A 20,309-nucleotide genomic window follows, 5' to 3' on the forward strand; every position below is an offset into this window, starting at 1 on the left:
CAACGCTGAAATGACCAGTGGCGTAACCATTGTCGATGCCCGGAGGGGCAGATTCCGTGCGTGCCTTGCCTCTTCGACCTGGCGTACGAGCTCGACCATTAGGGGGATCGCGCGGATAGCCAATGCGAAACCTAATGCGAGTCGATCGGTGCGGACGCCGACGAGGCGCAGTGGGCTCAACATCCGATTGATCGAGGCAAGCATGTCGACGGTGCGCGTCGTGAGCGTTACCGCGATAGCCAGTGCGACCGACGCCAGCAGGATTCCGCAAACCACCAGCGCGCGTTGCCAATTCGTCAGAATAAGCTGGAGGATGAAGATGAAGCCGATCGTCCACAAGACGGGGCGTAACTGTGTTGTCGCCGCCCGCGGCCTGATCGCGCCCAACAAATACACCGCGGCGACAATGGCGGCCGCCACCCCCAGACGCGCGAGACTATTCACCCAGATGCTGATAAAGATGATCAGCACGGCCAGGCCGATTAGCTTGACTCCGATTGGAAGTCGGTGCAGCACAGAATGTCCCGGTTGGTAGACCCCCATCGCCGTCATGACATGAGCTTCCGGTAGTAGTCGAGGGCCGGTGCCGGGACGTCGTCGCAGACGAGCCGCCCTTCATCGAGAACGAGGACGCGGTCAAAATCGGTGAGGATGTCAAGGTCATGCGATATTACGATCAGTTGCTCGTCCAACCCGGCGAATACCTCGCTGAGCATCCGGGTGTTGCGTAGATCGAGCAGTGTCGTCGGCTCGTCGGCGACGATGATCCGCGGCTCGGTCACCAGAACCGACGCTAGTGCGAGAAGCTGCTTTTGGCCGCCGGACAACAGGTGCGATGGATGGTCGGCGTGACCGTCGAGTCCAAAGCGTGCCAACGCTTTCGCGACGATCACCGAGCGTTCCTCTTTAGTCGCAGGCGAGCGCGACAGTGACAGTTCAATGTCCTCGACGACGGTCGGCATGATGACCTGGCGGTCGGGGTCGGAGAAGATGAAGCCGACGCCCCGGCGTACCCGACGCCGTTGCCGCCCAATAACATTCACGCCATTGACGCGCACGGTGCCGACGTCGGGCGCGACGAGCCCGTTGATCATCCGTACCAGTGTCGACTTGCCGCTGCCGTTGGCTCCGACGATTCCGATTCGCCGTTCGCGCAAGATCGCACTGATGTCGTGCAGTACGCGCCGCTCGCCGTAACCGTGTGAGACACCGTCGAATTCGACGGTCGACGCGGACACGCCGTCGGTCACTCGGTGGCGGCTTCCGGCTTAGCTGCGGCAGAGACTTTGCGGCGCAACCGAATCGGGGTGATCAGCCCCGGGTATCCGCGATGTACCTGCTGCGCGACGACAGCGGTGACCGCCGCCTTGAGTAGATCGCCGATGACATAGGTTCCGTTGAGGGCGAGTGCTGCTCCGAATGTGGAGTCGGTTCGTATCATGACGCCGACGGCGCCGCATAGATAGGCGATGCCCATCCCGCCGACCACATTGATGACGAACCCCCAGACGAGGCGATAACGCGGCATTATCACCGAGGTCGCCAGGCCGATAAAGATCACGGCGGGCAGGAATCCGATGAAATAGCCGGCGGTTGGTGAACTCAGAGCGATCTGACCGTTGCGTCCGCCCGCGAGGATCGGCAGACCGACTATTGCCAGGACTATGAAGATGACCACCGCGAGAGTGCCTTTACGCGGTCCCAGGATGGCACCCGCCAGCATCACGCCCATGGTCTGCAAGGTGATCGGGACGCCCGACGAGCCGATGTTGATGGTGCCGGGTAAGCCGAGTACCGCTATCAACGCGGCGAATACCGCGGCCTGCGTCACGTCGGTGACCGAGATCCCTGGCCTGGTTCGCGCCGCCATCTCACCTGAGCTTTCTCGTCTTGATGTCAGTCAGCCACCTTACTGCTGGTCGCCGCAGCAGTCGCAATCAGCCGAATCGGTGGGTGCTGGTGCGGGGCAGCAGGTGTCGCCGCGCCACGCGTTGATCCCTTCCCGGACGGCGATCGCTGCGATGACAAGGCCGGCCAGCGGGTCGGAGCTCCAGCCGAGCAGGCTGTTCAACAGCAGTCCGGCGAGCAGAACGGCCGACAGATAAGTGCATAACAGGGTCTGCTTGGAATCCGCGACCGCGGTGGTCGAACCCAGCTCGCGTCCGGCTCGACGTTGCGCATACGACAGGACCGGCATGATGACCAGGCTGGCGGTCGCCAATGCGATGCCAATTGTCGAGTGCTCTGCCGCGAGTCCGACTCCGGCGAGCGACGTGATCGAGTCGACGGCGATGTAAATGGCGAGTGCGAAGAACGAAAAGGCGATGAATCGGAGGGCCGCTTTCTCACGGGTCTCCGGATCCCGGGCCGAGAACTGCCATGCGAGCGCCGCCGCGGAAGACACCTCGATGACCGAATCCAGCCCGAACCCGACCAGCGCCGTCGAGGAAACGCGATGTCCCTCGAATAGTGCGATCGTTGCCTCGACGACGTTGTAGGTGATAGTCGCGGCCACGAACCAGCGGATGCGGCGGTTCAATACGTCTCGGCGGTTGGCGGTGGAGATACCGAGATCAGAAGACATCAGCAGCAGCCATCTGACTCGGCGTCGGGGCAGCAATCGGGGTCAATCGCCAACACGAGTCCGAGCAGATCTTCCAATGCGTGGCCGATTCGCTGGTCGGCCAATTCGTAGCGTGCGCGTCGGCCTTCGGGAACCGATACCACGAGCCCACAACCACGTAAGCAGGCCAAATGATTGGACAGGATCTGACGGCTGACGCCGAGGTGTTCGGCCAGCTCGGCCGGGTACCCGCTACCAGCGCGGAGATGGAGCAGAATTCGCGTCCGCGTCGGGTCCGAGAGAGCATGACCGAATCGGGACAGGGCTGAGGTCGAGGTCGCGGTCCGCATGTCCAAGAAAGTACAGATTTAGCTGTATTCAGTCAATCGTGAACTAATTCTGGCGTCGATGGGCGAAGCGGCAAACCCACTGATGGTCGAGTGCGCTCGCCGAGCGAAGCGGCAAACCCATTGATGGTCGAGTGCGCTCGCCGAGCGAAGCGAGACGCGCGTGTATCGAGACTGGGCGAGTTGATGTCGAAAGCTGTTGACCGGCTTGGCATTTTGGGTTGCGGGGTCTCGATACACCCGGCTCGGCTAGCGCCTCGCCGGGCACTCGACCAGCGGATGGGGCGGCTGGCGCCTCGCCGGGCACTCGACCATCGGAGGTGGTGGCTGGCGCCTCGCCGGGCACTCGACCATCGGAGGTGGTGGCTGGCGCCTCGCCGGGCACTCGACCATCGGATGGAGCAGTGGAGTCTCGCCCTACCCGCGCGCCAACTTCCACGGTTCGTGATGCTTATAGAACGTACTTCGCTTGACCGTCCGCGTCGCCGAGATGCCCTCGCGTTCGACGATGATCGCGGTACCGCCGGTCTGCACCGCGCGCCCGCGACGCCAGCCACCGGGCAGGCGGCGCGCCACGCGTCCTCGGACGTCGCGCAGATCCGGCGAGACCTCTATCTCCACGGCGCCGACCTCGCCGTCGAAGATCCGCTCGTCGTCGACGATGCCCTCGCCGTACAAATCGCCGTCGGCGCCCAGATGACGTGCCCGCCCGACCAGGACCGTGGCGGCGTCGTCGCGAATGAGCGTAAGCGATTGTGCCGTACCGGTTTCGGCAACTTTCCGGCCGGCCGGTCCGGTCTTGAGCCGATATCGGCGAGTAGCCGGCGTCGCGACCGGTGAGGCGTAGCCGACCTCGACGTCGAGTCGTTCGGCGATCATCAGCCGCGCGACGACGGCGCTGAAGAACAGATCGCCGCATCGGTCGCCCAGCGTCACGACAACGATCCGCGACAACGCCGGATTCGCCAAGGGGGCGCGCGTCAGCGACTTCGCCGCGGCGGTCACCGCGGCCAGATCGGCCTCGGTTTCCGGCTGTTCAATCAGCACGAATGACACTTGACAAGCCTATAAGAAGCCGCGAAGCGCCCAGCGCTGCGTTCGGTGTCGGCCTTACCAAGTAAGGTTATGCAGGTTGACCACCGACCGAACAGGAGCATGGACAACATGGCTGCGATCGTGCTGATCGGCGCGCAGTGGGGCGACGAAGGCAAAGGCAAGGCGACGGATCTGCTTGGCGGCAGATTGCAATGGGTCGTCCGCTACCAGGGCGGCAACAATGCCGGCCACACCGTCGTGCTCCCCAATGGCGAGACCTTTGCGCTGCACCTGATTCCGTCGGGCATTCTCACCCCGGGCGTGAACAACGTCATCGGTAACGGTGTCGTCGTCGACCCGGGCGTGCTGCTCACCGAGCTATCGGGCCTCGAAGACCGCGACGTCGACACCAGCGGGCTGCTGATCTCGGCTGACGCGCATTTGCTGATGCCGTATCACGTGGCCATCGACAAGGTCACCGAACGTTTTCTGGGCAACAAGAAGATCGGGACCACCGGTCGCGGTATCGGCCCGTGCTATCAGGACAAGATCGCCCGCGTCGGTGTGCGCGTCGCCGACGTCCTCGACGAGAAGATCCTCGCCCAGAAGGTCGAGGCGGCACTCGAGGTCAAGAATCAGATCCTCACCAAGATCTACAACCGTCGCGCCCTCGAGCCCGACGCCGTCGTCGAAGAGGTGCTTGAGCAGGCCGAAGGTTTCAAGCACAGGATCGCCGACACGCGCCTGCTGCTCAATCAGGCGTTGGAGCGTGGCGACACCGTTCTGCTCGAAGGTTCGCAGGGCACCTTGCTCGACGTCGACCACGGCACCTACCCCTACGTCACGTCGTCGAATCCGACGGCCGGCGGCGCGTCGGTCGGCTCGGGTATCGGCCCTACGCAGATCACCACGGTGCTCGGAATTCTGAAGGCGTACACCACGCGCGTCGGATCGGGTCCATTCCCGACCGAGCTATTCGACGAGTCCGGCGAATATCTGGCTAAGACCGGCGGCGAGGTTGGTGTCACCACCGGCCGCGCACGTCGTACCGGTTGGTTCGACGCTGTGATCGCGCGGTACGCCACCCGCGTCAATGGCATCACTGACTACTTCCTGACCAAACTCGATGTCTTGTCCAGTCTCGACACCGTGCCGATCTGTGTCGCCTACGAGGTCGACGGCGTGCGCGTCGAAGATATGCCGATGACCCAGACCGGATTTCACCATGCCAAGCCCATCTACGAAGAGATGCCCGGCTGGTGGGAAGACATCTCCGGTGCTCGCAGCTTCGAGGAACTGCCGAAGACCGCCCAGGATTACGTGCTGCGCCTCGAAGAATTGTCCGGCGCGCATATCTCCTGCATCGGTGTTGGGCCGGGCCGCGATCAGACGATTGTGCGTCGAGACATTCTCTAGCTCTGGGAGATGACGATGGGCCGGATGAGTCGCGACTACGGATCCATCCTGTTGGGGTCCGCATCCGAGCGCGGGGTGAAACAACGCGTTCGGATTCAGATTCTGATCACCGGGTCGATCGTCGTCGCGAACTCGATCGGTGCGGCGATCGCCGCTGTCCTCGCCTCGGTCGGTATTCCGGAGCCGAATGTCTTTCAGGCGCGACTGTGGTGGGTCAATTTCATCGCGGTCCCGGTGTATGTGACATGTGCGCTGCTCATCGGAGTTCTGTGGGGCACCATCGTCGTAGTTCGCGATCTGAAGTGGTCGATCCGTGACGAGAAGCCGACGAAACGCGACGCCCGAAAGACGCGTCGGGCGCCGTGGAAACTCGTGATGATCCAAGCCGTCCTATGGTTGCTCGCCGCTGCGCTCGCGACCGTCGCCTATGGCATCTACGACCCGCGGCTGATACCGAAGGTGCTGTTCATCGTGATCTTCAGCGGTGCGGTCGTCGTCGGAATTTCCTACCTGCTTGTCGACTTCGCGATGCGGCCGGTGCTGGCCGAGGTGATCAGCGCCGGATTCTCCGGCCGCAAACGTGCCGGTATGCGCACGCGGGCGTTGATTTCGTGGCTCGTTGGATCAGGTATACCGTTGACCGGAATTTTGCTGGTCGGTCTGTTCAAGCTGATCTTCGACTCGCTGGACGGCACGAGCTATCTGATCGCGGTGACAGTGCTCGCCTGCATCGCCATTGCCACCGGGCTGCTGCTGACATATCTCAACACGGTGGGAATCCTCGGTCCGATCCGGAGTGTGCAGACCGGAATGAATCGGGTTCGTGCGGGTAAGACCGACGTCGACGTCGTGGTCTACGACGGCACGGAGCTGGGCGACCTCCAGGTTGGCTTCAACACGATGGTCCACGGTTTGCGGGAACGTGAGCGAATCCGAGACCTGTTCGGGCGTCATGTTGGCCGCGACGTCGCCGAAGCGGCGTTGACCTCCGACCCGGAACTTGGCGGCGTCGAACGCACCGTCGCGGTGATATTCGTCGACGTCATCGGCTCGACGACGTTGGCCGCCGAGCATCCGCCGACCGAGGTCGTCAACATTCTTAATCGATTCTTCGCGGTGATCGTGCGTGAGGTCGAAGAGCAGCGCGGGTTGGTCAACAAATTCGAGGGCGATGCCGTACTCGCGATCTTCGGCGCACCCATCGACCTCGATGACTCGGCGGGCAACGCGTTGGCAGCGGCACGGCAGATCGCGACTCGGCTTGTGGCCGAAGTGCCGGAGATTTCCGCGGGTATCGGCGTTGGCTACGGGCCGGTGGTAGCCGGGAACGTCGGAGCGATCGAGCGTTTCGAGTTCACCGTGATCGGCGACCCGGTCAATGAAGCGGCGCGGCTGTCCGAACTGGCTAAACGCGATCCAACCCGGCCGGTGGCATCGGCGCGGGCGATCGACGCCGCGTCGTCGGACGAAGCGGCGCGGTGGGAGCGCCAGGAGACCGTCACGCTGCGCGGACGGACCGAGGGGACGTCGGTGTACGCGGCACTGCCCGGATCGCTCGTCGGGCAGGAGTGAATTTTCGTCCCCCTCAAGGGGATTGAAGGGCATATTGCCCTTCGACACACCTCACGGGGACGAAATTATTCCGCCTCCCGGTCGACCGTTCCCTCCGCGAAGTCCAAGCGGCGCAAGGCCATACGTAGCACCTCGTCGTCGATCCGACCGGCGTCGCGTTCTTCGATAAACACGGTCCGCTGCACACGCAAGATCTCGCCGCGCATGCGATCGATCGCCGCGGTCGGCGATTCGCCGATCTCCTCGACGCCGCGCCCAAGTGATTCCCACGCGGTATTACGTTGTGTCGCAACCCATTTACGAAGGACCGCGATCTTGTGCTGATACGGATCGTCGGGGGTGAGGGCGGCTGAGCGTTTGTCGAGTAGTTCCTCGGCGGCGCGCGACGCCTTGTCTTGCGCGGTGGCGAAGGCGAGTCGGTCCTGTGCCGCCTCATCCGCCACGACGCCGAGTTTGCGGGCGAACCAGCCCAACGTCGTGCCCTGGATGAGCAGCGTACCGACCACCACCACGAAGGTCAGGAACAGGATTTCGCCGCGGGCGGGGAATGCCGCGCCGCCGTCGACCGTCAGCGGGATGGTGAACGCGGCCGCGAGACTGACCACGCCGCGCATGCCAGCCCAGCTGACGATGAACATGGATTTGGTGTCCGGCGGTGGTTCGTTCTGTCGGACTCGACGGAAGATCCGAGGTAGATACGTGAGCGGATAGACCCAGACAAAGCGGGTCACGATCACGACCACGAGGACTACGGTTGCGTCGATCGCGATGCGGACCGGCGACTCGCCAGCCAAACCGTCGATGAGCGCGGGCAACTGCAAGCCGATCAGCAGGAAGACGAACGACTCGAGCCCGACATCGACCGATTTCCGAATACCGTTGTCTTGCAACCGAGTGGCGTAGCTGTCGCGAGCCGATCGCTGACCGAGGAACAAGCCGGCGACCACTACCGCGATCACGCCGGATGAATGCAATTCTTCGGCGATGAAGTAGGTGGCAAACGGAACCGCGAAGCCGACCGCCGATTCCAGGGGCGGGTCGACGAGCCGACTGCGGACCCAACTGATGAAATACCCGACAACCAATCCGAGGGCGGTACCGCCGATAGCGGCGACCAAGAACATCAGAACTCCGCGTCCGGCCGACGTCGTCTCGCCGATCGCGGCGGCCAGCGCCACCCGCAGCAAGGTGAGGGCGGTGGCGTCGTTGAGCAAGCTCTCGCCGCCGAGCAGCGTCATGATGCGTCGGGGCAGACCTACTTGGCGGCCGATCGCCTGTGCTGACACCGCGTCGGGCGGCGCGACGACGGCGCCGAGCACGAATGCAGCCGCCAACGGCAGTTGCGGCAACAGGAGGTGCGCCACATACCCGACCGCCAGCGTCGTGAAGACGGGCAGGCCGAGCGCGAGCATCAGGATTCCGCGGCGACTGTCGCGAATGGCGTGATAACTGCTGTCAATTGCCGCCGAGTAGAGCAGGGGCGGCAGGATGAGAAACAGCACGGCTTCGGGGTGCAGATCGATCTCTGGCATCCGCGGAATCCAGCCGATCGCCAATCCGACGCCGACCAGGATCAATGGCGCGGGCCATTCATAACGTCGCGCCACTGCCGCGACCGACAATGCGACGACGACGGCGATCAAAATCCCGAATTCCACCGGGCAACCCTATGGCATCGCTGGCCCCCGCGGGTCGCAGTATGCCATCGACTGGTGACAAAATGGGGTGGTGGCTTTCTTCAAACGTTCATCGGCAGGCAGTTCCCCGACGTCGGAGGTGCCAACCGCGCCATGCGAGCACCTCGGGACCATCGGTGCCGACGTTGCCGAAGACCCGGTAGCCGGCGCATTGGAGTGTGCCGGTTGTGTCGCGATCGGCGAACATCACTGGGCGCACCTTCGTCGGTGCCTCAGTTGCGGGTACACCGGTTGCTGCGATTCGAGTCCACGACGTCATGCCACCGCCCATTTTGAGGAGACCGGTCATCCGGTCATGCGTTCGGCAGAACCCGGTGAGAACTGGCGCTGGTGTTATGTCGATGCGTTGACCGGATAGCGCGACCGACGTCGGCTGATAAGCGGTGTTGCGTGGTCTCGATACACCCCGCTCGGCTGGCGCCTCGCCGGGCACTCGACCAGCGGCGGAGGAGGCTCGGCCGACGGTGAGACGGCTCGACCAGCGGTGAATGTGGATGGTCGAGTGGGCTAGATGAGCGTTGGCTAGACGTCTGTTTGTGGTTGGTCGAGTGGGCTAGATGAGCGTTGGCTAGACGTCTGTTTGTGGATGGTCGAGTGGGCTCGACGAGCGCTAGCGAGACGCGCCCGTATCGAGCCCACGTGAGCCAACGTCGCTGGTGAGTCGTCGGTCTCGCTTCGCTACCTCGCCGGGCACTCGATTAGCGGTGGGATGGCTCGACCAGCGGCGGCATCGCGGCCAGTAGGATCGAGGAATGACCGCACCCCGCCGCGACGCTACGCCGCCCGCTGTGCTCGGAACACCGCTGACTCCCGCAGCTACCAAGGTCTTGCTGCTTGGCTCCGGGGAGCTCGGCAAAGAGGTCGCTATCGCCTTCCAGCGGCTCGGCGTCGAAGTAATCGCCGTTGACCGCTACGCCGACGCACCAGCCCAGCAGGTGGCACATCATAGCGCCGTCATCGACATGACCGATCCCGCCGCCGTCATCGATGTCATCGAAAAATTTACGCCCGACTTCGTGGTCCCCGAGATCGAGGCGATCGCCACCGAAGCGCTGGTCGACGTCGAGCGACGCGGCCTCGCCGAGGTTATTCCGACCGCGCACGCCGTCGTCACCACGATGAACCGAGAAGGTATTCGACGCCTGGCCGACGAAGAGCTCGGATTGCCGGTGTCGCCCTATCTGTTCGTCGATTCTCTCGAAGAACTCACCGAGGCGGCGGCAGAGATCGGATTCCCCTGCGTAGTGAAGCCGGTGATGTCATCGTCGGGTAAGGGACAGAGCGTCGTTCGCAGCGCCGACGAAGTGACCGCGGCGTGGGAAACGGCGACGACGGGAGCGCGCGTCGCCAACACCCGACTGATCGTCGAGGGATATATCGAATTCGATTACGAGATAACGCTTCTCACCGTCCGCGCGGTAGATCCGCAGACCGGCAAGCTCGCAACACATTTCTGCGCGCCCATTGGGCATTTCCAGGTCGGCGGCGATTATGTGGAGAGCTGGCAGCCGCATGAGATGAGCTCGTTCGCGCTCGGCGCCGCGACCTCGATCGCGGCGCGTATCGCGACCGCGCTGGGTGACGGCAAACTCGGCGGCCGGGGCATCTTCGGCGTCGAGCTATTCGTCAAGGGCGACGACGTCTACTTCTCCGAAGTCAGCCCCCGGCCGCACGACACCGGCTTGGTAACCCTTGCCACCCAACGACTTTCCGAGTTCGAGATGCACGCGCGGGCGATCCTCGGGTTGCCGGTGGATGTGACCTTGGCGTCGCCGGGTGCGTCAGCGGTGATTTACGGGCAGCTCGACGAGAAGGGGATCGGCTTCACGAATGTTGCTGCGGCACTGGCGATTCCGGAGACCGATATCCGACTCTTCGGAAAGCCAGAGAGTTTCCACCGACGCCGGATGGGGGTGGTGACTGCCACCGCCGACGACGTCGCCGCCGCCCGTAAGCGGGCGGTCGCAGCCGCATCGCTGGTGAATCCGGTGAGTACCGCCGACGGAGAAGGCCCAGGTGCCGCAGAGGTGCCAGCCGAGGAGTCGGTGGTGGCGCCGGCTCAGCAGCCCCCAGTGGAGCGGCAGCCCGCCGCTCAACCACAGCCCGCAGTGCAACCAGGACCGGCTGTACAGCGCCGACCGCCGCAGGGCGGACCGCCGAACCCCGGCTCCCCGAATCCCGGACCCCCGAATCCCGGACCCCGACCCGCTGGACCCGGTGCGCCCCAGCGTAATTCGGTCCAGCCCAGTCAGCAGCGTCCAGTGGGGCCGCCACCGAATATGCCCCCGCCGAATATGCCACCCCCGAATGGTCGATCCCCGATGGTGCAGCCGCATCGGCCCGGTCCGCCCGCAGGCCCGGCCGGACGAGGTCCCAATGGCGGTGCGCAAGCCTCGCCGGGGCCGTCGGGACCGCGCCGGCCGGCGCCACCCGCCGCCGGTCCGCGCTAGCGAAACCTGAACTGGCAGATGCCTTTATACGGGGAGTTGCTCGTCGCGCTGGCGATTTGTGTCGGACTTGTCGGCATCGTGCTGCCAATCCTGCCGGGCACGTTACTCGTCGGGGCGTCAATCTTGGTGTGGGCCATCATCGTCGGTGGCTCGGCGTGGGCGGTGTTCGCGGTGGCCGCCGTGGTGATGGTGGCCGGGGAAGTGGTTAAGTATCTCGTCGCCGGTCGCGGACTGAAAGCCGCTGGCGTGCCGAATACGACCATTATCGTCGGCGGCATCGTCGGAATTATCGGCTTCTTCGTGATACCGGTTATCGGCCTATTTCTCGGATTTGTGTTGGGCGCGTACGTATCTGAGCTAATTCGAAATCGAACATTCTCGCATGGCTGGCAAGGTGCGGTGGCAGCGCTCAAGGCTGTCGCGACCAGCATGCTGATCGAATTGCTCGGGGCATTGGTTGCTTCGGGTATTTGGCTGAGCGCGGCGTTCTACTACTAGCGTCGCGAGCCGACCGGGACGATCAAAGGCCCGCCCGAGACCGGATCCTCGATGATCTGTGAGCGCAGTCCGAACGCGTCGCTGAGCAGCTCGGTAGTAAGCACGTCGGCCGGCGCGCCGTGTGCGACGATCTCGCCGGAACGCATCACGAAAAGTGAATCACTGTAGCGCGCGGCAAGATTCAGGTCGTGCAGGACCATGACGACGGTCTTGCCGTGTTCGGTGCGCAACGTCTCGACGAGGTCGAGAACTTCCACCGAGTGGGCGAGGTCGAGGAAGGTGGTCGGCTCGTCGAGCAGCAGCAGATCGGTCTCCTGCGCGAGTGTCAACGCGATCCACACGCGTTGACGTTGGCCGCCGGATAGCGCTCCCACTGGGCGGTCGGCGAGGTCGAGGGTATCGGTCAAATGCAGTGCGTTGGTGATCGCGCGTTCGTCTTGCGCCGAAGCCTGCTGGTACCAGTGTTGGTGCGGATGGCGGCCCCGTGCGACCAGATCGAATACCGTAAGCCCATCTGGCGCAATGGGATTCTGCGGGAGCAACCCCAATGTTCGGGCAACCTCACGCGGCTTGATGGTGGTGATGTCGGCGCCGTCGAGCCACACCGTGCCGGCCGTTGGACGCAACAGGCGGGCCAGGGTGCGCAGCAACGTCGACTTTCCACAGCCGTTGGGGCCGATCACGGAGGTTATCGCCCGGTCGGCGATGGCGATGTCGAGGTCGGCGATGATCGGCGGGCCGTCGTATCCGACGGTGAGACCGGTTGCGGCTAAGCGGTTTTGATGCCGATTCTCGCTCGAAACGAACTCGGTGGACGTCGACTTGTCGGTAGTTGTCACGTGATCGTCCTCCTGGACATACGGATCATCAGATAGACGAGGAAGGGGCCGCCGAGGGCAGCGGTGACGATGCCGACGGGGAGGCCGCTGGGAAGTACGGTGCGGCACAAGAGGTCTGCGGCCAAGACCAGCACCGAGCCGGTCAGTCCGGAGATGATCGGTCCCGGGGTCGCGGTGCCGGCGAGACGCATCGTCACCTGCGGCGCGAGCAGTGCGACGAAGGCGATCGGCCCGGCGGCCGAAACACTCAGTGCCGCAACCACTACGGCCGTCAGCAGGATAATCGCCGTTGTTCTGTTGGTCGCTACCCCGAGTCCCCGGGCGACGTCGGTGCCCAGGCTGTAAACGCCGATGGTGGACGACAGCGAGGAGACCACACCGATGCCGATGACCACCGCGATCAGCGCGGGCCATACGTCGGCCCACACCGCCTGTGATACCGAGCCGACCAGCCAGTGTTGTGCCTCGGCGACGTCGGTGACACTGGCGCGAGTCAATAGATAGCTGGTGAGGGCTTGTAGTAGCCACGTGATGCCAACGCCGACGAGCACGATCCGGAACGGATCGAGTCCGCCGTTCTGGGAGCGGCCCGGCCAGGCGAGGACATACATCGCGGCTGCGGTAGCAAGGCCACCGATGAGTGCGGCGATCGGCGTTCCGACATCGGCCAGCCACGCTCCCCAACTGGTACTGAACGCGATCGCCAGCACCGCGGCGGCACCCGCTCCCGCGGTGATGCCGAGAATATCGGGGGTTGCCAACGGATTTCGAGTGAGAGTCTGGGTGAGCGCACCCGAGAGTGCCAGACCGAATCCGACTAGGAGAGCGACCAACTCGCGCGGTAGCGCCGCGTCGAACACGACGAAATTCTCCGCACGCCGACCACCGCCGAGCAGGATGCGCCCGACGTCGAGGAAACTCAGTGGATACTCGTTGATCTTGATCCCGACGATGAACAGAACGACGCAGGCCAGCAAAAGCGCCAGTCCGGTGACGACGGCACGCGGGCGAACCACCCAAGATGTGCCGCCGATCCGGCGGATCTGTCGGGTCGCGTGGATCGATGGGGGAAGCTGTGGAGTACGTGTTTGAGTCATACCGTGGCCAGTTTCTGTCGACGGACCATCGCGATGAGGAAGGGCGCGCCGATCATCGCGAGTACGACAGCGACTTGAACGTCTTCGGGTCGGGCGATGACGCGCCCGATGACATCAGCGACCAACATCAAAATGGCACCAAGCAGAGCCGAATAGGGAATCACCCACCGATAATCGGGACCGGTGAAGGCCCTAGCGATATGTGGGACGACAAGGCCGAGGAAGACGATCGGTCCGCAGGCCGCCGTTGCCGCGCCGATCAGCAACGTGATCGCCGCGACGCCGGCCACACGAATCAATACCACTCGGCCGCCGAGCGACTTGGACATATCGTCGCCGAGACTCAGCAAGTTGAGGAAGAAGCCACTGGCCAGTGCTATTACCAGGCCGAATACGATAAATGGCACGCTGGCCCGGAAAACGTCGAAGCTACGGCCGGCCGTCGAACCCACATTCCAGAACCGCCAGGTGTCGAGGCTGGCGCCGTCGGATAACACGATGCCCGACGAAATCGCCATCAATAGCGCCGAGACACCGGTCCCGGCGAGGACCAGCGTGAGCGGACTGGCGCCCGACAGCGATGCCAGACCGAAAACCACCACGGCGGCGATCACCGCTCCGAGCATCCCGAAGCCCATGAAGGCCAGCGGGGTCGAAATACCGAGCGTGAAGACGCCCAGTACCACGGCGCACGCCGCTCCGGCGTTGACGCCGAGGATGCCTGGATCGGCGAGCGGATTACGGGTATGTCCCTGGGTCAGCGCGCCGGCCGCGCCGATCGCCAGGCCGACGACCAACCCCAGCAGAGTTCGCGGTAGTCGATGGCCGATGACTATTCCTTCAGCCTCGGTATACCCCCGCGGCAGAGGATTGCCGACAATCGAATCCCAAACGAGTGACGGGTGATCGGTGAGCGTATGCCAGACGAATCCGGGGGCCAGAAACCGATTTCCGATCGCGACTGACGCTATCAGGGCCAGCGCCAGGACCAGCAGTAATACCCCAATCCCGGCTATTCGGCGCACGCCACGGGTAGACACAAAGGTTTACCTTACCTGAGGGCTCATCCGGTCTCTTTCGCACAACAAATTCCCAGAGTCGTGTAACGATCGAGTTAGCTTCTACCGATAATGCAACCAGGAACACGCAGATGTACCAATAGCAACAGGACCTCTTGGTCGGGGAACTCAGTTAGCTCCACCTCGTTCTATCGGAAGGAAATTTCGACATGGTCGCAACAATCAAGAGAATGGTCGTCGCGGTGCTGGCGGCGGTGGCATTGGCCGTTGGCATGCTTGCGGGCACCGGTCAGGCTGTCGCGGCAACGCCCGGCGAGCTGCAAATCCGCGGTGGAGTGGAATGCCACTTCGGACAGCCCGGACAGCCCTGGAATAACTTCTGGTACCAGTATCGCTGGATGACGGTCGTCAACGTCGGCGGCTCGACGATGTACAACGTGACGCTCCAAGAGATCAACGGAGCCACCCGCTTCGCCAAGTCGATCAAGCCCGGTCAGTCGATGTCGACGTACAACACCAAGACCAAGCGCTGGCAGCGTCCGATCGAGACCCGTTGGTTCGGCTGCATCCCGACGTCGATCAGTGGTTACACCTGGGGTGCCACCATCGACAACGTGCTCGACAACTTCGGTTACTGGCGCAGCGACATTCAGCGTCCGGGCAAGTAGGAGCCACCCTCCGCAAACCCGATATAAACAGACATCCCCGACAGCGAATCGCTGTCGGGGATGTCTGTTTGTGTGGGGTTTGCGTTAGCCCTTCTGGACCTTGCCCGGCTCCGACGCCGCCAACATCTCTTCGCGCTCAACGACTTTCACGCGCTCGCGGCCCTGAGCCTCACCGAGTTTGCGCTCGTGTTCATCGAGCCGGTACCAGCCGTCCCACGTGGTGAACGGAACGCCCTTGCTCTCCAGGAGCGCGATGACGGCGTCCTCGGACGGGTTGGCCGGATCGAGCAGGCCGCCGTTGGCCAGGTCGTCGACAACGCACTGAACAGTTTCGTTCGCATCGCCCTTGGTGTGGCCGATGAGTCCGACCGGGCCGCGCTTGATCCAACCGGTCGCGTACATGCCGGTCAGGTGTTTGCCCTCGTCGAAGATGCGGCCAGCCTCGTTTGGGATAACGCCGGCCTGCTGGTCGAACGGAATCCGCGGCAAATTGTCCGACAGGTAGCCGACGGCCCGGTAGACCGCTCCCAGCTCCCAATCGGTGGTCTTGCCGGTTGAGCGCACATTGCCGGTGCCGTCGAGTTCGGTCCGCTCGGTACGGAGTCCGACAACTTTGCCGTCTTCGCCGAGGATTTCGGTCGGGTTCTCGAAGAAGTGCAGGAAGAGTTTGTGAATCGCGCCGGTCTTCGGCTCGCGGATCGCGTAGTTCTCGATGATCGTGGCGACCTGGTCGGTGATCTTCGAGCTGCGTCGTGCGACAGCCGAACCTTCGTCGTATTCGATATCTTCGGGATTGACGATGACCTCGATCGTCGGCGAGTGGTCGAGTTCCTTGAGTTCCAGCGGGGTGAACTTGGCCTGTGCCGGCCCACGTCGACCGAAGACGTGCACCTCGACGGCCTTGTTGGCCTTCAGGCCCTCGTACACATTTGCCGGGATCTCGGTCGGGAGCAGTTCATCGCCGGTCTTGGCGAGCACGCGTGCGACGTCGAGTGCGACGTTGCCGACGCCGATCACAGCGACCTTCTCATGCTCCAGCGGCCAGGTACGCGGGAAATCCGGATGGCCGTCGTACCAGGCGACGAATTGCGCGGCACCGTAGCTACCGTCGAGGTCGACGCCGGGGATGTCCAGTACGCGGTCGTCGGTGGCTCCGGTGGAGAAGATCACTGCCTCGTAGTGGTCATGAAGTTCTTCGAGGGTGATGTCGGTGCCGTAGTCGACATTGCCGAGCAGCCGGACCTGCGGCTTGTCGAGGACCTTGTGCAGGGCGGTGATGATGCCCTTGATACGCGGATGATCAGGGGCGACGCCGTAGCGGATCAGACCGAACGGGGCAGGCATGCGTTCGTAAAGGTCGATGCTCACACCGCGGTCGGCCAATGAATCGTGTTTCATCAACGCGTCGGCGGCATAGATTCCGGCGGGGCCGGCTCCGACGATGGCCACGCGTAACGGACGGCTGGAGTCGCTCATAGGAGTGGGTGTACTTTCGGGTCGTTATCCTGCGATTTGTTTCGCGAACACCTCTACGTTAGGCGTTTGCGTCGCCTAGAGAAAATTCAGTGTGAGGCTTACCTCACCTAATCGTGCCCACGGGTTACCGCGTGCAGGTGACTTGGTATAGCTCGATAAGCTTGGCCGCATGGCGCAAACCGCTGATGACCAGTCTCCACGCACGGGCAATATTTGGCCGTTCGCGGCTGCCGTCATTGTTATTGTGCTGGCCGTCGGTGGGGTCTTGCTGTCCAACGTTTTGCGGCCGAGCGATGACCGAGTATCCGACTCCGCGCAGGTCCAGTATGCGATCAACGACAGCTATACCGCGCGAAATAGCCTCGACTACGCGAAATACCGCTCGACGATGTGTGCCGACGTGGTGGACGCCGCGGACTTCCCGACCGAGCAGGTATTCGTCGAGGAGAATCGGCGTTCGCGCGAAACCTTCGGCAAAATCTTGATTCCGGAGATCGCTGACGTAATGATCGACGGAAACCGGGCGACCGCCCAGGTGCACTGGCATTTCGAAAACAAGGGCTCCGACGCAAAGACCGTGACACCGACAACGGTGGTACGTGAAGGCGATGAGTGGAAGGTATGCAAATGACCTACGCAGGCGATGTGTCCCCCGAGCAGGCATGGAAGCAGCTCGAGACCAATCCCAACGCCGTGCTGGTCGATTGTCGTACCCAAGCGGAGTGGAATTTCGTCGGTGTGCCAGACCTCGAGATTCTTGGTAAGGCGACAGTATTCGTCGAATGGGTGAATTTCCCGGACGGCCAGCCGAATACGAGTTTCGTCGAGCAACTGCGCGAGGCGGGTGTCACCGAGAACAACGAGGTGTTGTTCATCTGCCGCTCCGGCCACCGCTCGATCGGGGCGGCGCAAGCTGCCGCAGCCGCCGGAATTACCAAGTCGTACAACATCGTTGATGGATTCGAGGGGGGTCTCGACGATAACGATCACCGCGGATCGGTCGGCTGGCGCGCCGCCAATCTTCCCTGGAGGCAGTCGTGAGTTCGGTTGAGGTTTGGGGTAGTTGGCGAGCGGCTGGCCTCCACTCGGTATTGGAGTGGCAGTCGTGAGTTTTTCTGGATGGTCGAGTAGGGGCCAGGGAGCGAAGCGACGGCCCCGTATCGAGACCTCGCAAGGTGAAAGTCCAACCCTGGCAATAATCTTCGCAGGTTTCCGGGCGTCGATCGGTGGGCAGTCGTGAATATCTTCAACGAACTGCCCGACGACGTATCCCCGGAAACGATCGGGGTGCGCGGGGGTCTGGCGCGGTCGGGTTTTTTCGAGACTTCCGAGGCGTTGTACCTGAACAGCGGTTATGTCTTCGATTCAGCCGAGGCCGCCGAGCGTGCCTTTACCGGTGAGGACGAGCGTTTCGTCTACTCCCGGTACGGCAACCCGACCGTCGCGATGTTCCAGGAACGCCTGCGGCTGCTTGACGGTGCGGAAGCTTGTTTCGCCACCGCGAGCGGTATGGCCGCGGTATTCGTCGCGTTGGGCGCACTGCTGAAGGCCGGCGATCGTCTCGTCGCCGCCCGCAGCCTGTTCGGCTCCTGTTTTGTGGTGTGCAACGAGATCCTGCCGCGCTGGGGCGTCGAGACCGTCTTCGTCGACGGCGAAGACATGGCGCAGTGGGAGCAGGCGCTGTCGGTCCCGACGACGGCGGTGTTCTTCGAGACACCGTCAAATCCGATGCAGACCCTGGTCGACATCGCCGCGGTTACCGAACTGGCGCATCAGGCTGGCGCAAAAGTGGTGCTGGACAACGTCTTTGCCACCCCGTTGCTGCAGCGGGGAATGGACCTGGGCGCCGACGTCATCGTCTACTCCGGCACCAAACATATCGACGGTCAGGGACGGGTGATGGGTGGTGCGATTCTCGGCGACGAAGAGTTCATCAGTGGCCCGGTCCAACAGCTGATGCGTCACACCGGTCCCGCGCTGAGCCCGTTCAACGCGTGGACGCTAGTCAAGGGGCTGGAGACGATGCGCTTGCGCGTTGATGCTTCGGTGGCATCGGCGTTGCGTATCGCCCAGTTCCTGGAGAACGATTCTCGCGTGCGATGGGTGAAATACCCCTTCCTGCAATCACATCCGCAATATGAACTGGCCAAGCGGCAGATGGCTGGCGGCGGCACCGTGATCACGTTCGAACTCAACGATCGTGCTGGCGTCGGCGGCAAAGAACGTGCGTTCGAGGTGCTCAACGGACTGCGGATCGTTGACATCTCCAACAACCTCGGCGACGCCAAGTCGTTGATCACCCACCCGGCCACCACCACGCATCGCGCGATGGGACCCGAGGGTCGGGCGTCGATCGGACTGACCGACTCCGCGGTCCGGTTATCGGTTGGCCTGGAAGGAGTCGACGACTTGCTCGGCGACCTGGATCAGGCGCTGGGCTGACCGTCACCGTGCGGCGCCGGTTGGGCGCCCAAGGCGCGCAACACGGTTCGCAGCTTCGCGGTGGTTTCGTCGAGTTCGGCTTGTGGCTCGGAGGCAGCGACTATGCCGCCGCCGGCCCAGGTGCGGATCGTGACGCGATCGGCGGCTAGTTGCAGACACCGGATGGATACCATCCACTCGCCGTCACCGTTTTCGTCGCACCAGCCGACCGCCCCGGCGTAAAAACCGCGTGGCTCTTCAAGTTTGGCGATGATCGAGGTCGCGGAATCCTTCGGGGTGCCGCCAACGGCGGGTGTCGGAGTGAGAGCAAGGGCGAGGTCGAGTGCCGTGGTGTTCTCATCGCGCAGGGTGCCCGTGATCGGCGTCGACAAATGCCATATCTCATTGGTGGATAACAGGTTTGGCGTATGCGATGCGTCGAGTTCGGAGCAGAGTGGGGTGAGCGCGTCACGCAGATAGTCGACGACGAAGGCGTGTTCGGCCAGATCCTTCGGCGACTCGAGTAGTCGCTGGCCGGCTGTGGTGTCGGCGACCGGATCTTGTTGGCGTGGAATAGATCCCGCGTAGGGATGGCAGGTAACCGTGCGGCCTTGCTTGCGTATCAACAACTCTGGTGATGAACCGAGTAACCAGGTGCCGTCGAAGTCGGCATCGCCACATGCCGATAGGTCGACGCCGAACGCGTTGCCGTCCGGGTTTCCGGCGGCGAAGTTGGCGAGCAGTTCCGACGGATCGAGTGGCGTCTCCGAGCGCAGTGTCACCGATCGGGCCAGGACAATTTTCTCTGCTTCGCCGGCATTGATCAGGTCGACGGCAGCTGCGACCCGATCGCGGTGGACTTCGGGTTGTGGCGTCGTAGCGAGGGTGGTGATGGCCCGCTCTGGCGGCGTCGACGCGGGGATGGGACCCCCACTTCGACTCACCGATTGTGGGCTGAACAGCGCGGCGGGAGCGGTGGTATCGAATCCGATAGCCCCGACGACGACGATGCCCTCGCGTGCGGCGGCTGCGGCGTCGGCGGCGTTGGGAAACGCGCGGCCCACTCCTGCTGCGGTAATGCTGTGGTCCGGGCGGGACAGAACGAATGTCGAGATGTCGGGCACGAGACAACCGTACAGAATTAGTTTGGGTGCCCTTACATTCACCATGATCGCAACTCTCGCGCACGAAGGAAGAAGTAGGCATAGTGG

General features: G+C 63.2%; 21 protein-coding genes. 9 read left to right on the top strand and 12 right to left on the bottom strand.

Going from position 1 to position 20,309, the window contains the following annotated elements; translation table 11 throughout:
- From GOEFS_RS13620 to GOEFS_RS13645, 6 genes are all read right to left on the bottom strand, one after another.
- On the bottom strand, window positions 1-552 hold a 552-nt coding region (locus tag GOEFS_RS13620), incomplete at its 3' end, for a CbiQ family ECF transporter T component (RefSeq protein WP_007318507.1).
- The gene (locus GOEFS_RS13625) at window positions 549-1,250 is read right to left on the bottom strand and encodes an energy-coupling factor ABC transporter ATP-binding protein (RefSeq protein WP_007318508.1); all 702 of its coding nucleotides are present in this window, start codon (window positions 1,248-1,250) and stop codon (window positions 549-551) included. The genes GOEFS_RS13620 and GOEFS_RS13625, both read right to left, overlap by 4 nt.
- Entirely contained in the window at window positions 1,247-1,870 is a 624-nt protein-coding gene (locus tag GOEFS_RS13630; RefSeq protein WP_007318509.1) for a biotin transporter BioY, read from the bottom strand. Before GOEFS_RS13630 ends, GOEFS_RS13625 begins: the two co-directional genes overlap by 4 nt.
- 39 nt (window positions 1,871-1,909) lie before the next feature.
- Window positions 1,910-2,584 carry a cation efflux transmembrane domain-containing protein gene (locus GOEFS_RS13635; RefSeq protein ID WP_007318510.1) on the bottom strand — a complete coding sequence of 225 codons (675 nt, stop codon included), beginning with the start codon at window positions 2,582-2,584 and terminating at the stop codon, window positions 1,910-1,912.
- Window positions 2,584-2,913 carry an ArsR/SmtB family transcription factor gene (locus GOEFS_RS13640; RefSeq protein WP_007318511.1) on the bottom strand — a complete coding sequence of 110 codons (330 nt, stop codon included), beginning with the start codon at window positions 2,911-2,913 and terminating at the stop codon, window positions 2,584-2,586. The genes GOEFS_RS13635 and GOEFS_RS13640 overlap by 1 nt, the downstream gene beginning before the upstream one ends.
- A 414-nt stretch (window positions 2,914-3,327) precedes the next feature.
- The gene (locus tag GOEFS_RS13645; RefSeq protein WP_007318512.1) at window positions 3,328-3,966 is read right to left on the bottom strand and encodes a hypothetical protein; all 639 of its coding nucleotides are present in this window, start codon (window positions 3,964-3,966) and stop codon (window positions 3,328-3,330) included.
- A 108-nt stretch (window positions 3,967-4,074) separates the two neighbouring features.
- Between GOEFS_RS13645 and GOEFS_RS13650 the strand changes: the two genes are divergently transcribed.
- Complete coding sequence (locus GOEFS_RS13650; protein WP_007318513.1) at window positions 4,075-5,361, top strand: adenylosuccinate synthase; 1,287 nt, start codon at window positions 4,075-4,077, stop codon at window positions 5,359-5,361.
- A gap of 15 nt (window positions 5,362-5,376) precedes the next feature.
- Complete coding sequence (locus tag GOEFS_RS13655; protein WP_007318514.1) at window positions 5,377-6,933, top strand: adenylate/guanylate cyclase domain-containing protein; 1,557 nt, start codon at window positions 5,377-5,379, stop codon at window positions 6,931-6,933.
- A 65-nt stretch (window positions 6,934-6,998) separates the two neighbouring features.
- Here the strand turns inward: GOEFS_RS13655 and GOEFS_RS13660 are convergent, their stop codons facing one another.
- A complete protein-coding gene (locus tag GOEFS_RS13660) occupies window positions 6,999-8,591 on the bottom strand; it encodes a Na+/H+ antiporter (protein WP_007318515.1) in 1,593 nt (530 codons plus the stop codon).
- Between the two features lie 70 nt (window positions 8,592-8,661).
- Here GOEFS_RS13660 and GOEFS_RS22920 point away from each other — a divergent pair, with 70 nt between their 5' ends.
- The 3 genes from GOEFS_RS22920 to GOEFS_RS13675 all read left to right on the top strand — a co-directional run bounded on the left by GOEFS_RS22920 (window position 8,662) and on the right by GOEFS_RS13675 (window position 11,578).
- Complete coding sequence (locus tag GOEFS_RS22920) at window positions 8,662-8,988, top strand: UBP-type zinc finger domain-containing protein (RefSeq protein WP_373278209.1); 327 nt, start codon at window positions 8,662-8,664, stop codon at window positions 8,986-8,988.
- A 394-nt stretch (window positions 8,989-9,382) separates the two neighbouring features.
- Window positions 9,383-11,080 (top strand): formate-dependent phosphoribosylglycinamide formyltransferase, encoded by a 1,698-nt coding sequence (gene purT / locus GOEFS_RS13670; RefSeq protein ID WP_007318516.1) that lies wholly within the window; start codon window positions 9,383-9,385, stop codon window positions 11,078-11,080.
- An 18-nt stretch (window positions 11,081-11,098) separates the two neighbouring features.
- Entirely contained in the window at window positions 11,099-11,578 is a 480-nt protein-coding gene (locus GOEFS_RS13675) for a DUF456 domain-containing protein (RefSeq protein WP_007318517.1), read from the top strand.
- Here the strand turns inward: GOEFS_RS13675 and GOEFS_RS13680 are convergent.
- From GOEFS_RS13680 to GOEFS_RS13690, 3 genes are read right to left on the bottom strand one after another with little or no spacing between them, the layout of a single operon-like run.
- Window positions 11,575-12,417: an ABC transporter ATP-binding protein gene (locus tag GOEFS_RS13680; RefSeq protein WP_007318518.1), complete on the bottom strand. Its 843-nt coding sequence runs from the start codon at window positions 12,415-12,417 to the stop codon at window positions 11,575-11,577. The genes GOEFS_RS13675 and GOEFS_RS13680 overlap by 4 nt on opposite strands.
- Window positions 12,414-13,514 carry a FecCD family ABC transporter permease gene (locus GOEFS_RS13685; RefSeq protein ID WP_007318519.1) on the bottom strand — a complete coding sequence of 367 codons (1,101 nt, stop codon included), beginning with the start codon at window positions 13,512-13,514 and terminating at the stop codon, window positions 12,414-12,416. Before GOEFS_RS13685 ends, GOEFS_RS13680 begins: the two co-directional genes overlap by 4 nt.
- Entirely contained in the window at window positions 13,511-14,554 is a 1,044-nt protein-coding gene (locus tag GOEFS_RS13690) for a FecCD family ABC transporter permease (protein WP_007318520.1), read from the bottom strand. The genes GOEFS_RS13685 and GOEFS_RS13690 overlap by 4 nt, the downstream gene beginning before the upstream one ends.
- A 188-nt stretch (window positions 14,555-14,742) precedes the next feature.
- Here GOEFS_RS13690 and GOEFS_RS13695 point away from each other — a divergent pair, with 188 nt between their 5' ends.
- Window positions 14,743-15,201 (top strand): hypothetical protein, encoded by a 459-nt coding sequence (locus GOEFS_RS13695; RefSeq protein WP_007318521.1) that lies wholly within the window; start codon window positions 14,743-14,745, stop codon window positions 15,199-15,201.
- Between the two features lie 84 nt (window positions 15,202-15,285).
- Here GOEFS_RS13695 and GOEFS_RS13700 read toward each other — a convergent pair whose 3' ends face one another.
- Complete coding sequence (locus GOEFS_RS13700; protein WP_007318522.1) at window positions 15,286-16,677, bottom strand: FAD-dependent oxidoreductase; 1,392 nt, start codon at window positions 16,675-16,677, stop codon at window positions 15,286-15,288.
- A 169-nt stretch (window positions 16,678-16,846) separates the two neighbouring features.
- Here GOEFS_RS13700 and GOEFS_RS13705 point away from each other — a divergent pair, with 169 nt between their 5' ends.
- From GOEFS_RS13705 to GOEFS_RS13715, 3 genes are all read left to right on the top strand, one after another.
- Window positions 16,847-17,308 (top strand): Rv0361 family membrane protein, encoded by a 462-nt coding sequence (locus tag GOEFS_RS13705; RefSeq protein WP_007318523.1) that lies wholly within the window; start codon window positions 16,847-16,849, stop codon window positions 17,306-17,308.
- The gene (locus tag GOEFS_RS13710; protein WP_007318524.1) at window positions 17,305-17,718 is read left to right on the top strand and encodes a rhodanese-like domain-containing protein; all 414 of its coding nucleotides are present in this window, start codon (window positions 17,305-17,307) and stop codon (window positions 17,716-17,718) included. Before GOEFS_RS13705 ends, GOEFS_RS13710 begins: the two co-directional genes overlap by 4 nt.
- A gap of 201 nt (window positions 17,719-17,919) precedes the next feature.
- Window positions 17,920-19,119, top strand: coding sequence for an O-succinylhomoserine sulfhydrylase (locus GOEFS_RS13715; protein WP_040525147.1), 1,200 nt, complete (start codon window positions 17,920-17,922; stop codon window positions 19,117-19,119).
- Here the strand turns inward: GOEFS_RS13715 and GOEFS_RS13720 are convergent.
- Window positions 19,104-20,267, bottom strand: coding sequence for an isochorismate synthase (locus GOEFS_RS13720; protein WP_007318526.1), 1,164 nt, complete (start codon window positions 20,265-20,267; stop codon window positions 19,104-19,106). The two genes, GOEFS_RS13715 and GOEFS_RS13720, sit on opposite strands and share 16 nt — an antisense overlap.
- Window positions 20,268-20,309 lie beyond the last annotated feature (42 nt).

Source organism: Gordonia effusa NBRC 100432, from assembly GCF_000241305.1.
Lineage (GTDB): Bacteria > Actinomycetota > Actinomycetes > Mycobacteriales > Mycobacteriaceae > Gordonia > Gordonia effusa.

Excerpts from the sequence above, each read along its gene's own strand:
- GOEFS_RS13630 (WP_007318509.1), bottom strand. The coding sequence starts at position 1,870 with ATGGCGGCGCGAACCAGGCCAGGGATCTCGGTCACCGACGTGACGCAG.
- GOEFS_RS13635 (WP_007318510.1), bottom strand. The coding sequence starts at position 2,584 with ATGTCTTCTGATCTCGGTATCTCCACCGCCAACCGCCGAGACGTATTG.
- GOEFS_RS13640 (WP_007318511.1), bottom strand. The coding sequence starts at position 2,913 with ATGCGGACCGCGACCTCGACCTCAGCCCTGTCCCGATTCGGTCATGCT.
- GOEFS_RS13650 (WP_007318513.1), top strand. The coding sequence starts at position 4,075 with ATGGCTGCGATCGTGCTGATCGGCGCGCAGTGGGGCGACGAAGGCAAA.
- GOEFS_RS13655 (WP_007318514.1), top strand. The coding sequence starts at position 5,377 with ATGGGCCGGATGAGTCGCGACTACGGATCCATCCTGTTGGGGTCCGCA.
- purT (WP_007318516.1), top strand. The coding sequence starts at position 9,383 with ATGACCGCACCCCGCCGCGACGCTACGCCGCCCGCTGTGCTCGGAACA.
- GOEFS_RS13675 (WP_007318517.1), top strand. The coding sequence starts at position 11,099 with ATGCCTTTATACGGGGAGTTGCTCGTCGCGCTGGCGATTTGTGTCGGA.
- GOEFS_RS13685 (WP_007318519.1), bottom strand. The coding sequence starts at position 13,514 with ATGACTCAAACACGTACTCCACAGCTTCCCCCATCGATCCACGCGACC.
- GOEFS_RS13695 (WP_007318521.1), top strand. The coding sequence starts at position 14,743 with ATGGTCGCAACAATCAAGAGAATGGTCGTCGCGGTGCTGGCGGCGGTG.
- GOEFS_RS13700 (WP_007318522.1), bottom strand. The coding sequence starts at position 16,677 with ATGAGCGACTCCAGCCGTCCGTTACGCGTGGCCATCGTCGGAGCCGGC.
- GOEFS_RS13705 (WP_007318523.1), top strand. The coding sequence starts at position 16,847 with ATGGCGCAAACCGCTGATGACCAGTCTCCACGCACGGGCAATATTTGG.
- GOEFS_RS13710 (WP_007318524.1), top strand. The coding sequence starts at position 17,305 with ATGACCTACGCAGGCGATGTGTCCCCCGAGCAGGCATGGAAGCAGCTC.
- GOEFS_RS13720 (WP_007318526.1), bottom strand. The coding sequence starts at position 20,267 with ATGGTGAATGTAAGGGCACCCAAACTAATTCTGTACGGTTGTCTCGTG.